Origin of the sequence: Pseudomonas sp. ARP3 (genome assembly GCF_001029595.1) — a bacterium.
Taxonomy (GTDB): Bacteria; Pseudomonadota; Gammaproteobacteria; order Pseudomonadales; family Pseudomonadaceae; genus Aquipseudomonas; species Aquipseudomonas rhodesiae.
The window spans coordinates 90,599-104,385 of record NZ_LEKF01000016.1; the positions used below are offsets into that span (position 1 = coordinate 90,599).

General features: G+C 58.4%; 12 protein-coding genes. 8 read left to right on the top strand and 4 right to left on the bottom strand.

Going from position 1 to position 13,787, the window contains the following annotated elements:
• Positions 1-46: 46 nt before the first annotated feature.
• The 5 genes from ABX75_RS18385 (at position 47) to ABX75_RS18405 (ending at position 7,730) form a co-directional block, all read left to right on the top strand.
• The gene (locus ABX75_RS18385) at positions 47-943 is read left to right on the top strand and encodes a LysR family transcriptional regulator (RefSeq protein WP_047882421.1); all 897 of its coding nucleotides are present in this window, start codon (positions 47-49) and stop codon (positions 941-943) included.
• A gap of 201 nt (positions 944-1,144) precedes the next feature.
• Positions 1,145-2,386: a multidrug efflux RND transporter periplasmic adaptor subunit MexE gene (gene mexE / locus ABX75_RS18390; RefSeq protein ID WP_047882422.1), complete on the top strand. Its 1,242-nt coding sequence runs from the start codon at positions 1,145-1,147 to the stop codon at positions 2,384-2,386.
• 15 nt (positions 2,387-2,401) lie between these two features.
• On the top strand, positions 2,402-5,581 hold the full coding sequence (locus tag ABX75_RS18395) for an efflux RND transporter permease subunit (protein ID WP_040268178.1): 3,180 nt from the start codon (positions 2,402-2,404) through the stop codon (positions 5,579-5,581).
• Entirely contained in the window at positions 5,578-6,993 is a 1,416-nt protein-coding gene (locus ABX75_RS18400; protein WP_047882423.1) for an efflux transporter outer membrane subunit, read from the top strand. Before ABX75_RS18395 ends, ABX75_RS18400 begins: the two co-directional genes overlap by 4 nt.
• 212 nt (positions 6,994-7,205) lie before the next feature.
• Positions 7,206-7,730 carry a hypothetical protein gene (locus ABX75_RS18405; RefSeq protein ID WP_034113560.1) on the top strand — a complete coding sequence of 175 codons (525 nt, stop codon included), beginning with the start codon at positions 7,206-7,208 and terminating at the stop codon, positions 7,728-7,730.
• Between the two features lie 56 nt (positions 7,731-7,786).
• Here ABX75_RS18405 and ABX75_RS29095 read toward each other — a convergent pair whose 3' ends face one another.
• On the bottom strand, positions 7,787-8,170 hold the full coding sequence (locus tag ABX75_RS29095) for a hypothetical protein (protein WP_135948274.1): 384 nt from the start codon (positions 8,168-8,170) through the stop codon (positions 7,787-7,789).
• Between the two features lie 320 nt (positions 8,171-8,490).
• Positions 8,491-8,658: a hypothetical protein gene (locus ABX75_RS29460; RefSeq protein WP_158248578.1), complete on the bottom strand. Its 168-nt coding sequence runs from the start codon at positions 8,656-8,658 to the stop codon at positions 8,491-8,493.
• Between the two features lie 8 nt (positions 8,659-8,666).
• On the opposite strand from ABX75_RS29460, the gene ABX75_RS28585 reads away from it, so the two are divergent.
• Positions 8,667-9,638, top strand: a complete 972-nt coding sequence (locus tag ABX75_RS28585; RefSeq protein ID WP_236238700.1) for an MFS transporter — start codon at positions 8,667-8,669, stop codon at positions 9,636-9,638.
• A gap of 352 nt (positions 9,639-9,990) precedes the next feature.
• On the opposite strand, the gene ABX75_RS18415 is transcribed toward ABX75_RS28585, so the two are convergent.
• Together ABX75_RS18415 and ABX75_RS18420 are read right to left on the bottom strand one after the other, a co-directional pair.
• A complete protein-coding gene (locus tag ABX75_RS18415) occupies positions 9,991-10,515 on the bottom strand; it encodes a hypothetical protein (protein ID WP_034097596.1) in 525 nt (174 codons plus the stop codon).
• Positions 10,516-10,541: 26 nt separating this feature from the next.
• A complete protein-coding gene (locus ABX75_RS18420) occupies positions 10,542-11,558 on the bottom strand; it encodes an AraC family transcriptional regulator (RefSeq protein WP_047882425.1) in 1,017 nt (338 codons plus the stop codon).
• A 168-nt stretch (positions 11,559-11,726) separates the two neighbouring features.
• Here ABX75_RS18420 and efeU point away from each other — a divergent pair, with 168 nt between their 5' ends.
• Positions 11,727-12,572: an iron uptake transporter permease EfeU gene (gene efeU, locus ABX75_RS18425; RefSeq protein ID WP_047882426.1), complete on the top strand. Its 846-nt coding sequence runs from the start codon at positions 11,727-11,729 to the stop codon at positions 12,570-12,572.
• Between the two features lie 10 nt (positions 12,573-12,582).
• Positions 12,583-13,785 carry an iron uptake system protein EfeO gene (efeO, locus tag ABX75_RS18430; RefSeq protein WP_034097592.1) on the top strand — a complete coding sequence of 401 codons (1,203 nt, stop codon included), beginning with the start codon at positions 12,583-12,585 and terminating at the stop codon, positions 13,783-13,785.
• Positions 13,786-13,787 lie beyond the last annotated feature (2 nt).

Sequence of the window (13,787 nt, forward strand, 5' to 3'; positions counted from 1 at the left end):
TGATAATTGAGCCATTTTCAAAAACCCCTTTCGGAAACTCCGAACAATGCCGCTGAAAAATCTTGAGCTGTTTTTGTTGATCATCGAGAAAGGTGGGCTGTCCGCCGCCGGGCGCGAGTTGGGGTTGTCACCGGCCTCGGTGTCCGAACGGCTGGCGCAATTGGAGAGCTTCTACGGCGCCAGCCTGCTCAACCGCACCACCCGCGCTATTCACCTGACCGACGAAGGGCGCGTGTTGGCTGAAGGCGCGCGGCGCCTGCTGGATCAGGCCGAGGCGTTGCACAGCAGCATTCGCCTGGGTACCCAGACGGTTTCCGGGTTGATTCGCTTGAGTGCGCCGCAGGATCTGGGGCGTCAGTACCTCGAACCGATCCTGGAGCAATTCATGGAGGAGCATCCGCAGGTCAGCATCGACCTGCACCTCAGCGACGGTTATGTCGACCCGGTCGGCCAGGGTATCGATTTCGCCGTGCGCTACGGCGCCCTGGTCGACAGCAGCTTGCACGCCAAACCCTTGGGCGAGAACCGCCGCGTGGTGTGCGCCGCCCCCGCTTACCTGGAACGCCACGGCACGCCGTTGCAGCCTGCGGACCTGGCCGAACATGAATGCCTGGTAATGCGCTTCGGCATCAATCTGGCGCGGGAGTGGACCTTCAGCCAGCACGGGCATACCCAGCGCATTCTGGTGCGCGGCCGGCGTGTGGCGAACGACGGTGCGCTGGTGCGCCAGTGGTGCCTGGACGGCCATGGCTTGTGCTTGAAATCGGTGTGGGACGTGCGCGACGACCTGCGCGCCGGACGGCTGGTGGAGCTGTTCAAGGATTACGACCTCGGGCGTACCGCTTTGAACATCGTCTACCCGGCCAGTCGGGCCCAGCCGCGCCGGGTCAGCCTGTTGATGGAACGTATCGCAGCGCGGCTAACCGCCGACAGTGCGAGTTGAGAAATCGCTTCCTTGCACGCCACGCAAAACACTCTTGCCATCAAGGGCATTGATAGTTCCCTAACGAAAGCCCCATGCTAGAGGGCTTAATCGGCGCTTATATCATTCCGAATGATAGTTACCTTTGCTTCATTCGATTCGTGACATACCGCGTCCCCGCGCATGATCCGCCCATCTCAAATACATTGGCGGATGCACCCTATGGAACAGTCACTCAAACCTTTGCGCGTGCCCCTGGCGATTTTGGCCATGGTGGTGATGAGCGCGTGCGGCAAAACCCCGGAACAAGCGGCCGCCATGCCGGCGCCGAAAGTCAGCGTCGCCAAGGTGCTGGAGCAACCGGTCAACGAGTGGGACGAATTCACCGGCCGTCTCGAAGCGCCGGAAACCGTACAGATTCGTCCACGGGTGTCTGGCCAGATTGACCAAGTCGCTTTCACCGAAGGCGCTTTGGTCAAGAAAGGCGACCTGCTGTTCCAGATCGACCCACGCCCATTCCAAGCCGAAGTGCGCCGCCTTGAAGCGCAACTGCAACAAACCAAGGCCGCCGCCACCCGCAGCGAAAACGAAGCCCAGCGGGGCGAGCGCCTGCGCCAGAGCAATGCGATCTCCGCCGAACTCGCCGACTCGCGCACCACCGCCGCCCAGGAAGCCCGCGCCGCCGTCGCCGGGATCCAGGCGCAGTTGGACCTGGCCAAGCTGAACCTGAGTTTTACCCGCGTGACCTCGCCGATCAGCGGCCGCGTCAGCCGTGCCGAAATCACCGCCGGCAACCTGGTCACCGCCGACGTCACCGCGCTGACCAGCGTGGTCTCCACCGATAAGGTCTATGCCTACTTCGACGCCGACGAACGCGTGTACCTCAAATACACCGAACTGGCGCGCCAGGGCCGTCGCGGCGCAACCACCCCGGTGTACCTGGGCCTGTCCAATGAAGCCGGCAACCCGCACCTGGGCCAGATGAACTTCATCGACAACCAGGTCAACCCGGCCACCGGCACCATTCGTGGGCGCGCGGTGTTCGATAACAGCAAAGGCGAATACACCCCTGGCCTGTATGCGCGCTTGAAGCTGGTAGGCAGCGGCACCTACTCCGCCGTGCTGATCAACGACGAAGCGGTCGGCACCGACCTGGGCAAGAAGTTCGTGCTGGTGATGGAAGGCGACAAGCCGGCCTACCGCGCAGTGGAACTGGGGCCAAAGATCGAAGGGTTACGCATCGTGCGCAACGGCCTGAACAAGGACGACACCATTATCGTCAAGGGCCTGCAGCGCGCGCGCCCCGGTGCACCGGTCACCCCGGAAACCATTCCGATGGCCAGCAAGGAAACCCTCGCCGCCTTGGCCCAACAACGACAAGCGCTTGAAGCCAGCAACCTTGAGCAAGTGGCGCCGGAAAAAGCCGCGCCCAAGCTCGCCAGTGTTGCGACTCCACGCGGTTAAGGGATACGACTCAAGATGAATTTTTCCAAGTTCTTCATTTCGCGGCCGATCTTCGCAGCGGTGCTGTCGCTGCTGATCCTGATCGCCGGTGCGATCTCGCTGTTCCAATTGCCGATCAGCGAATACCCGGAAGTAGTGCCGCCTACCGTGGTGGTACGCGCCAACTTCCCCGGCGCCAACCCCAAGGTCATCGGCGAAACCGTGGCCGCGCCGCTGGAGCAGGCGATCACCGGCGTCGAGAACATGTTGTACATGTCTTCGCAGTCCACCGCCGACGGCAAGCTGACCCTGACCATCACCTTCGCCCTGGGCACCGACCTGGACAACGCGCAGGTGCAGGTGCAGAACCGTGTGACCCGGACCCAGCCCAAGCTGCCGGAAGAAGTGACGCGCATCGGTATCACCGTGGACAAGGCCTCCCCCGACCTGACCATGGTGGTGCACTTGACCTCCCCGGATCAGCGCTACGACATGCTGTACCTGTCCAACTACGCGATCCTCAATATCAAGGATGAGCTGGCGCGCCTGGGTGGCGTCGGCGATGTGCAGTTGTTCGGCATGGGCGACTACTCCCTGCGCGTCTGGCTGGATCCGAACAAGACCGCCTCGCGCAACCTGACCGCCACCGATGTGGTCACCGCGATTCGCGAGCAGAACCGTCAGGTGGCCGCCGGTGCCCTGGGTGCCCAGCCCGCGCCGTCCGATACCAGCTTCCAGTTGTCGGTCAATACCCAGGGCCGCCTGGTTACCGAAGAAGAGTTCGAGAACATCGTGATTCGCGCCGGTGCCAACGGTGAAATCACGCGCCTCAAAGACATTGCCCGGGTCGAACTGGGGTCCAGCCAATACGCGCTGCGCTCGCTGATCGATAACCAACCGGCGGTGGCGATCCCAATCTTCCAGCGTCCCGGCTCCAATGCCATCGACATCTCCAACGATGTGCGCAGCAAGATGGCCGAGCTGAAAAAGAGCTTCCCGGCGGGCATGGATTACCGCATCGCCTATGACCCGACGATCTTCGTTCGCGGCTCCATCGAGGCAGTGGTGCACACCCTGTTCGAAGCCCTGATCCTCGTGGTGCTGGTGGTGATTCTGTTCCTGCAGACCTGGCGCGCCTCGATCATTCCGTTGGTGGCGGTGCCCGTATCGTTGATCGGTACGTTTGCGGTGATGCACCTGTTTGGGTTCTCCCTCAATGCGCTGTCGCTGTTCGGATTGGTACTGGCCATCGGCATCGTGGTGGACGACGCCATTGTGGTGGTGGAGAACGTCGAACGTAATATCGAGCTGGGCTTGGAGCCGTTCCCGGCAACCGAAAAAGCCATGAGTGAAGTGACCGGGCCGATCATCGCCACGGCGCTGGTGCTGTGTGCGGTGTTCATTCCGGCTGCCTTTATCAGCGGCTTGACCGGGCAGTTCTATAAGCAGTTCGCTTTGACCATTGCGATCTCGACGGTGATCTCGGCGTTCAACTCGCTGACCCTGTCCCCTGCCCTGGCGGCCGTGTTGCTGCGCGGCCATGATGCGCCGAAGGACCGCTTTTCCAAGTTCCTCGACAAGCTGTTTGGTGGCTGGTTGTTCCGCCCGTTCAACCGCTTTTTCGAAAAGGCCAGCCATGGTTACGTCGGCACTGTGCGCCGAGTGATCCGCGGCAGTGGCATTGCCCTGTTCGTGTACGCCGGCTTGATGGTGCTGACCTTCTTCGGCTTCGCCCACACCCCGACCGGTTTCGTCCCGGCCCAGGATAAGCAATACCTGGTGGCCTTCGCGCAATTGCCTGACGCCGCGAGCCTGGACCGCACCGAAAACGTGATGAAGCGCATGTCGGAGATCGCCCTGAAACAGCCTGGCGTGGAAGCCGCGATTGCCTTCCCGGGCCTGTCCATCAATGGCTTCACCAACAGCCCGAACAGCGGCATCGTGTTTGTGACCTTGAAACCTTTCGATGAGCGCAAAGACCCGAGCATGTCCGCCGGTGCCATCGCCGGGGCGTTGAATGGCCAATACAGCGGCATTGAAGAAGCCTATATGGCGATCTTCCCGCCGCCGCCGGTCCAGGGCCTGGGCACCATCGGTGGGTTCCGCCTGCAGATCGAAGACCGTGGCAACCTGGGTTATGACGAGCTGTACAAAGAAGTGCAGAACGTGATCGCCAAGAGCCGCAGCGTGCCGGAGCTGTTCGGCCTGTTCACCAGCTACACGGTCAACGTGCCCCAGGTTGATGCCGCCATCGACCGCGAAAAGGCCAAGACCCACGGCGTGGCGATCAGCGACATCTTCGACACCCTGCAGGTCTACCTGGGTTCGTTGTACGCCAACGACTTCAACCGCTTCGGGCGCACCTACCAGGTCAACGTGCAGGCCGAGCAGCAGTTCCGCCAGGACGCCGACCAGATCGGCCAGCTGAAAGTGCGTAACAACAAAGGCGAGATGATCCCGCTCGCGACCTTTATCAAAGTCAGCGACACCTCGGGCCCAGACCGCGTGATGCACTACAACGGCTTTATCACCGCAGAAATCAACGGCAACGCCGCACCGGGCTACAGCTCCGGCCAGGCCCAGGCCGCGATTGAAAAACTGCTGAAGGAGGAACTGCCCAACGGCATGACCTACGAGTGGACCGACCTGACCTACCAGCAGATCCTCTCGGGCAATACCGCGCTGTTCGTGTTCCCGCTCTGCGTACTGCTGGCGTTCCTGGTACTGGCCGCCCAATACGAAAGCTGGAGCCTGCCACTGGCGGTGATCCTGATCGTACCGATGACGCTGCTGTCGGCCATCACCGGGGTGATCATCTCGGGTAGCGACAACAACATCTTCACCCAGATCGGGCTGATCGTACTGGTGGGCCTGGCGTGCAAGAACGCGATCCTGATCGTCGAATTCGCCAAGGACAAACAGCAGGAAGGCCTCGATCCGCTGGCGGCGGTGCTGGAAGCTTGCCGTCTGCGTCTGCGGCCGATCCTGATGACCTCGTTCGCCTTCATCATGGGTGTGGTGCCTCTGGTGTTGTCCAGCGGTGCCGGTGCCGAGATGCGCCATGCCATGGGTGTGGCGGTGTTCTCGGGGATGATCGGTGTGACCTTCTTCGGACTGTTGCTGACCCCGGTGTTCTACGTCCTGATCCGTCGCTATGTGGAGCGCAGCGAAGCGCGCAAAGCAGCCAAGGCTTTGAAGCTGGAGACACAGCAATGAGTGTAAAAGTATTCCTGCCGAGCTTGCTGGTACTGGCGCTCGCCGCCTGTGCCGTGGGCCCGGACTACAAGACCCAGACCCCGGAGGCGGCGAACATCGCCGCCGCCGCGGACGCCAAGCAATATGACCACGCCAAGTTCGAAGGCATCTGGTGGCAGCAGTTCGACGACCCGACCCTCAACCAGTTGGTGACTCAATCGTTGCAAGGCAACCGCGACCTGCGCGTGGCCTTCGCCCGTCTGCGGGCAGCCCGGGCGATCCGCGACGACGCCAGCAATGACGCAATGCCGACCATCACCAGCCGCGCCAGCAGCGACCTGGGCAAGGGGCAGATCCCCGGCCAGACCACCAAACGGGTCAACAGCGAGCGCTACGACTTGGGCCTGGACATGGCCTGGGAGCTGGACCTGTTCGGCCGCATCCAGCGCAACCTGGAAGCCAGCGACGCCGATCAGCAGGCGGCCGAAGCGGACCTGTACCAGTTGCAAGTCACCTTGATTGCCGAACTGGTGGACGCCTACGGCCAACTGCGCGGCGCGCAACTGCGTGAACGCATCGCCCTGGACAACCTGAAGAATCAGCAGGAGTCGCGCACCATCACCGTCAGCCTGCGGGATGCCGGGGTGGGGGATCAGCTTGATGTAGAACGGGCCGACGCGCGCCTGGCTTCGGTGGAAGCCAGCGTGCCGCAACTGCAGGCCGAACAAGTGCGCGAGCGTAACCGCATCGCCACCCTCCTCGGCCAGCGTCCGGACAAGCTGACCGTGGACCTGAGCCCGAAAGACCTGCCGGCGATTGCCAAAGCCTTGCCGATCGGCGACCCAGGCCAACTGCTGCAACGGCGCCCGGACATCCTCAGCGCCGAGCGCAAATTGGCCGCCGCCACCGCGCGCATAGGTGTGGCCAAGGCTGACCTGTTCCCAAGAGTGAGCCTCAGTGGCTTCCTCGGCTTTACCGCCGGGCGTGGCTCGCAGATAGGATCGTCCGCCGCCAACGCCTGGGCCCTTGGCCCGAGCATCACCTGGGCCGCATTCGACCTGGGCAGCGTACGCGCCCGCCTGCGCGGCGCCGACGCCGAAGCCGACGGCGCCCTGGCCACCTACGAACAGCAAGTGTTGCTGGCCCTGGAAGAATCCGAAAACGCCTTCAGCGACTACGGCAAACGCCAGCAACGCCTGGTCTCGCTGATCCGCCAAAGCGAATCCAGCCGCGCCGCCGCCGACCTCGCCGCCATCCGCTACCGCGAAGGCACCGTGGACTTCCTCGTCCTGCTCGATGCCCAGCGTGAGCGTTTGGCCGCCGAAGACGCCCAGGCCCAGGCCGAAGTGGATTTGTACCGCGGGATTGTCGCGATCTACAAAGCCCTCGGTGGCGGCTGGCAGCCGGAGACAGTCGTAGCGACGGCCAAGTAATTTAAAGAGCTCCTTTGGTTGGTCGCATCCAGCCAATTTTTAGCCCCATGGTCCATTCGGTCATGGGGCTTTTTTTGCGCTGATAGTAATGAATAACACTTTCCTATTGGTAATCGCATCTGTCAGACACTTCCCAAATTTTCCAACAGCCTAAATATCGTTTATGCGAAGTCGATAACGGGACGTAACCTTTATCCAATAAGGAGACGGATATGGACATGAGAGTGACTATACCTAATGTACGTTCCATGCAGACGAATGCGATCGTAATCAAGAACCCGGACAAGGTGACGAACGCGTTCACTATCACTGATGAATCGAAAGCCGTTGATGAACTGAGAATGTGGCGTCAAGACGAGTTAGCGGACTTAAAGGACTTCTTGAAGAAATATGATATGACGTCTATCAGTACCGATGAGCTTAAGCAGGTGGGTAGTCGATTATTCAACAGTAAAATAATAGATGATCAGGCTTTTCGGATGTTTATATCGGGAGATGGTGCGTCTGATGCTAACGGCCGGCAAACGAACACGCACGTCAAGTTCAACGCAATTGCGCTGTTCGACGAAAAACTGGAGGACTATCTTGCTTTTGTGGATAGCAGGCCTGATGTTGCACGTTCACAAGGTATTCCCGAGTACATACGAGGCATGGTAGACGCCAATCGAGCAATTAATGCGCTCGCGTATTTTGCAAACTCATCAAAAAGTGATTTATCGGTGGAGGAACGAGTCTGACCATCAGCAAGGTAGCGGTGTGCCAGAGTTCCCTGGCACACTGCGTCCAAATCTAATCAGCGTCCATATCTGACAGTCCCCGAGTAGGCCTTGGATTGCTCGTCAGGATTATATACCCTCACTCGATAGGTACCTAAAGGGCCGAGCCAAGACGCACGAGGCGACAGTGGGTTGGCCGCTACCGTTCTCCAGGAAGAACCCACTTCTTGCTCAATAGAAATTTGCGGAACTCTCCCCACACCGCCAACTGAAATCATTGCTTCAATATTTGCACTGGAGCACCCGTTACTGCCCGTTATTGTGAACGGACCTTTAACGGTAATTTCCTCCTTTGGTTCCACAATCCCGCCAAAACTCTCAGAAACATTCAGGCACAGTGCAGACGCCTGAACCGACACCAGCATCAACGCCGCAAAAGGCAACGCAATGAAATTTTTCATAAGTTCACCGTCAGAGTATTGATTGGAGACTTAACGTATGAAGGCAATCACGCCACGCTTTCAATCCTCCGCAGCAAACCTTCGCAGTTAAGTGAGCGATCCTTTACAGATCCAGCGTCTGGCTTGCTTAACCCGACGCCCAAGTAGGATCACGGTTAAAACCATGCACGATTTTTTACTGCGCGTATGCCAGCCGCGTCCTAAAAACATTAAGGAAGGTTCTGTAATACTCAGGAGAAAGATGTTGTGAGTTAATTCCTAGTGCCTGGCCATTACTACATTCCATGCACTATTTCATACAAAATCGTGACTCGCTTTCCTCAAGATTTTGATGCTGACCACTTACTAAACTGCTGCTGGAAAGAGATCGCATCGGTAAACTCCTGCCGCAGGAAGACCTCGTGAACGCTCATCATTCTATCCGGACAGCCAAAGCCGCCTGTTTTTTTAAAATTACGAAACATCAGCATTAAAATAAAAAAGAGCATGGAACGCCTTGAAAAACAACAACCCATATTACACGCTGTCAATATTTATGAATCTGGATGTCCAGAGAGGCTTATTTGTACTCTATCTTTTGCAACTCGGTATAACCCAAGGACAAATAGGCATTCTTCAGTCTTTTTTATTCTTTTCTTGTGTAGCCTTGGAAATACCATCCGGTCTACTTGCAGATCGCTACGGACGTAAACACTCTCTAATACTTGGTTTTTTGGGATTATTTATAAGCGGCATTGGGTTTTTATTGTTCTCCGATTTTATTCCTTTCGCGTTTATCTTTTGCCTCTTCGGCGCCAGTATTGCTATGGGCTCCGGTGCGGACAGAGCGTTGTTATATGACAATCTACTGGCCGAAAATAGAACAGAGGAATACCCGAGGATAATATCCCGCGCCCGTGCTATCGGTGCAGTTTCATTAGGCTTATCCATGCTTCTTGGCGGCGCCTTGCAAGAGGCTATGTCGTGGAACAGCGTTTATATATTTTTTGCGATATCCAAACTTATCGGAGCCATCATGGTTTCATTCATGACCGAAAAAAATCCTCTTTCCACCTCCCTCAATCCCAGTGCAAAAAGTAGGGTGCCCAATAGGGAAGCAGAAGGCGTTTTCAATTCACTGGTATGCTTTTTCCGCTCAAAAAACGGCGCTTTTCTTATACCCTTGTTCATTGGGTTCGCTTTATTTGAGCTTTCAACCGTACCCTTTATTTATCTACGGCCAACCTTTTTTCTCGCTGCAAGGCTTAGATGTCACTTTGATTGCTGGAATATATGCTGCAGTAGAAGCCATATCGGCTGTAGTGTTTATAGTTGCGGGTTATGTTTGCTCAAGATTTTCTCTCGGCATTGTTGCATTCACCACAACATTTATTATCACCCTATTTCTTTTAATCTTATCAATGGACATTGGCGTGAATGCCTCAGCAGCAAGTTTCCTCCTGATAATGTCGCTCCCCGCCATCTATGAGACGTCATATGAAACATATATTCACGACAATGTCGATTCCCGCATCCGAGCCTCATGCCTGTCCGCTGCAAATCTAGTCAACTCGGTTATTATCGGCGCCTCCTACACTGTCTTCGGAGGATTAGTTGATAGATACGGCTTTTCGTCGACTTTGGTTCTTGTTGCAGTCTTCTGCCTTATTGGCTTATTGGGTGTTATCACGACGCTACTGTTAGGCGCACAAAAAAGCCGTCAATAAAGCTAGAAGCCTGAGCTTTATATTTCAGAAACTTACCAAACAATATTTAACAGTGATGTAGACCAGCGGGGACATGTAGTTTTAAACGTTTCTCTACCCCCAGCCCCATCTTTGCTACTTGAATGCCCTGATCTGTTGATCTACGTGGGCACGCATCGGAATATTAACCTTCGACGCGGCCCTGTCGGCGATCTCCACGACTGTCCACCCATAGGGTTGCGACACGTAATAGGTCAACTCGCCATCACTGTTGAAGAGTTCATGACGTCCTTGGGTGTCGGGCGCCAGCCGTGCCTCGTGCATAAGCGGTATCAGCGCCTTGATTCGTTCGGGGTCGGTGATATCGAAATTGATGCTCAGTTGCTTGAGCCGGTCAGCCTCGTCGAAATAGGCCGCTACGGTATGGATCGGTACATCCTTTAAAAGATACGGACGGGACGGTTCGCGCGCGCGGTAGTAAGGCATAGGCACCGGATAGGAGAGGTTGTGTTCCAACTCCACCGAGGGGAAGTGGCGATGCAGGATGTCCATGACCTGCTGGCGCGGCATGCCCAGCGTGAAATCACCGATCCCCAACTGCGCCCAACTGTTCAACGGGAAAAGCGCGCAGCAAATCAACCATAACCATGACGTGCGCATTACCTATCTCCTTGTACGCCTGAAGTTCAGCCAATATCGTTAAGAATCAAACTCCGATAATGCCCCGGATTCGACCCAGACCACTTACGAAACGCCTTATAAAAAGAACTCACATCCGCAAAGCCCAGCCGCACGGCGATTTCGGCAAAGCTGATCTGCGGTTCGGCCAGCCAGACAATTGCCAATTCCTTGCGCACGCTGTCTTTGAGGCCCTGGTATGTCTGCCCCTCCTCGGCCAGGCGACGACGCAAGGTGGATGCGGAGATGCACAGACTGGCGGCCAGGGCTTCGGTTTCCGGCCAGGTGTCTGGGGGCAGTTGGCGCAGGTCGTGTTTGATACGGGTGGCCAGGCTCTCGGGGTCGCGGTATTTGACCAGGATGTTCGCGGGAGCGTGGGCGAGGAAGCGCTGAAGCTCCTGGGGGCTGCGCTTGATCGGCAGGTCCAGGCAGTCGGCGGAGAAGATCATGCGCGTGCGTGGCCGATCGAAGCGCAGGTTGTCGGAGAACATCACCCGGTAGTCGTCGCAGAAATCCGGCGGCGGACAACGCAGTTCGATGGCCAAGATCGGAATGCGGCGCCCGGCCAGCCAACAGGCGACGCCGTGCACGATCATCCAGTAGGTGAAATAGGTGAACGCCCGACGCGGCTCAGCCTCGGGCTCCAGCAGGACAATTTCCGCCAGGCTTTGTTGGCGCACCAGCTGCGCGGGTAGATGCTCCAGCATCAACGAGAGAAACCCCAGGCCGGTTTCCAGGCCGGCAGCCAATGTGGGTTGCGCCATGCAGGCGCGGCACAAAAACGCCAGGCTGCCTGACTTGAGCTTGCGCGGGTCCATACCGAAGAACTCGTCGTCCGAGCGCCTGGCCAGCAGCCGCCACAGCCGTGCATAGGTGGTGGCCGACACCCGTGCATCGGGCTGCGCCAGCAGCGCTGGGTCGATGCCAACCTTGGTCAGCACCTGTGCACTGGCCGCTCCGGGGGGGCAGCTTTGCAGCAGCGCTTCGCGCACAAGGTGCAGGGAGATGGTGTCTTTTTCGGACATGGGGCTTCAGGCGATCCGACAGCTGTTGAGGTGGCCTGCATCATAAGGGTCGCGAGGATTCGTCACCACCATTCAGCGAGCGTTCAGCTAATGTCAATATTTGCTGTTTAGCAATGAGTATCATTATGTTACAACTTAGCTTCCTATCTAGTTACCTTGTGGTGCCCGATGCTTGTCCCTTTTCTCATCATGCTGCGCGAAGGCATCGAAGCAGCGTTGATCGTTGGCATCATCGCCAGTTACCTGCAGCAGACCGGTCGGGGTCAATGGATGCCGGCGGTGTGGATCGGGGTTTTCCTCGCTGCGGCCCTGGCACTGCTGGTGGGCGGTGGTCTGGAATTGATGAGCGCCGAGTTTCCGCAGAAACAACAGGAGCTGTTTGAAGGCATCGTCGGCCTGGTCGCCGTGGGCATTCTCAGCTCCATGGTGTTCTGGATGCGCAAGGTGGCCCGCTCCATCAAGCATTCGTTGCATGCCTCCCTCGATCAGGCGCTCACCGGCTCGAAACACCAGGTCACCGCGCTGATCCTCATGGTGTTTTTCGCCGTGGCCCGTGAAGGTTTGGAGACGGTGTTTTTCCTGCTGGCGGTGTTCCAGCAGAGCGAAGGCCCTGGCGCGCCGATCGGTGCACTGCTCGGGCTGGTGCTGGCGATCATTGTGGGTTTCCTGATTTACACCGGCAGCATGCGCCTGAACCTGGCAGCGTTTTTCCGCTGGACCGGGCTGTTTATCCTGGTGGTCGCCGCTGGCATCCTCGCCAACTCGGTGCAGGCCCTGCATGAAGCCGGGGTGTGGAATCACCTGCAAACCGTGCTGTTCGATTTCAGCACTGTCTTGCCGATGGACAGCCCGCTGGGCTCGGTGCTCGCCGGCATGTTCGGTTATCAGGAAGCACCCACCGTGAGCACCCTGGGTGCCTATCTGATTTACCTGGTGGTGGCGTTGGTGATGTTCTTCCTGCCCGCCGCCGCGGCCAAACCGGTCGCCGCGCCCTCTTCCGTTTCCAGCCAGTAAGGACCGTCTCTTGACCAACCCAACGCCTCAACCCGCCTCGCCACCCCGAGCCCTGCGCTGGGCGGTGGCCGGCTCGGTGGTCGTGATGATCGCCGCCGGCGGCCTGTTCTACTACGCTTCGCAACTGGCCGCCGCCAAGCGCCAGACCCACAGCAATGAAATTGCGGTGACCATCCATGCCCACGCCTGCGAACCCAATGCGCTGACCGTGCCCGCCGGGCCGGCGAGTTTTCGGATCATCAACCGTTCCGACCGGGCAGTAGAATGGGAAATCCTCGACGGCGTGCTGGTGGTCGAGGAGCGCGAGAACATCGCCCCCGGCTTGAGCCAGGTGATCAATGCCAACCTGCAACCCGGTGACTACGCGATTACCTGCGGCCTGCTGAGCAATCCACGCGGCACTCTGCATGTAACGCCAACCGCCGAATCCGAAGCCCAGGCCAAAGCCAAGCCGTCGATGGTGGCCTTTATCGGCCCGTTGTCGGAGTTCCGGGTGTACTTGAGTAGCCAGGGCAGCGCGCTGATCAAGGCCGTGACCGCACTGCAACAGGCCATCGACGCCGGCGACCTGACGCAGGCACAGGCGTTGTATGCCACCGCTCGCGTGGCCTATCAGGGTTTGGCCCCGGCCGCACAACGCCTGGCTGAACTCGACAACGCAATCAATGCGCGGGCCGATTATTTCGAAAAACGCGAACAAGACCCGGCCTTCAGCGGCTTCCACCGCATTGAGTACAGCCTGTTCCAGCAACGCAGCCTCGACGGCCTGGCGCCGGTCGCGCAGCGCCTGCTCAGTGACGTCACAACCCTCAAGCAGCAATTGCTGGCCCAGTCGCTGCCGCCCGAGCAATTGGTCGGCATCGTGGTGCGCAACCTCAACAGCCTGGCGGATGTACGTGCGCTCAGTGGTGAGGAGGAACGCTACAGCCATCTGGACCTGAATGGCTTCGCCGCCAACCTGGCCGCCGCTCACAAGGTGGTCGAGCTGATGCGTCCACTGCTGGAAAAATCCGCCGCCGACCTGCTGCCCAAGGTCGATAACGCCCTCGGCGCATTCGACAGCCAGTTGGACAGTTTGAAAGTCGACGGCCAGTACCGCCGCTACGACAGCGTCACCGACGGTCAGCGCAAGCAGATCGCTGACAAGGCCAAGGCTCTGGCCGCCGTACTCGATGGAATCGACCCCGCCCTCGGCCTTTCCGGCCTGCAGTGAAG